The 484-nt window shown below is 38.6% G+C and carries 1 pseudogene; it reads right to left on the reverse strand.

From position 1 onward, the window contains the following. Positions 1-484, reverse strand: a pseudogene (locus VF726_RS31490) (RNA-guided endonuclease TnpB family protein); the annotation flags it as partial.

Raw genomic sequence — 484 nt, forward strand, 5'->3', positions numbered from 1 at the left:
GTTCTTGCATTTTTGATTCGTTCATGAATACGAGCGACTTTCATTCGCTGTTTATTCCAATTCGCTCCGCCTTTTGTACGTCTAGATAGAATACGCTGGGCATGAGCGAGTTTCTTTTCTAATACCCGAGCCCATTTTGGATTACCGAATACCTCACCCGTTGAAAGAATAGCAAAGTTTTTCACACCAACATCTATACCAACAGCGGAATCGGTCTTTGGCAATTCTTGTACTTCTGCTTCAGCAAGAATCGAGACAAAATATTTTCCACTTGGATTCCTTCTGACAGTAGCACTCAAAATTCGTCCTTCTACCTCACGACTTTTGACAAATTTGACAAGACCAAGTTTCGGTAACTTCAATTTATTATCTATAATCGCAATGTTTCTATTTGTATGTTTCGTTGTATAGGATTGGACTTTATTGTTTTTCGATTTAAACCGGGGTGTTTTGTTTTTTGAAGAATCTTGCATACGAGTCAGCG

The sequence above is a fragment of the Bacillus sp. Brlt_9 genome (assembly GCF_051948935.1).
GTDB lineage: Bacteria > Bacillota > Bacilli > Bacillales > Bacillaceae_G > Bacillus_A.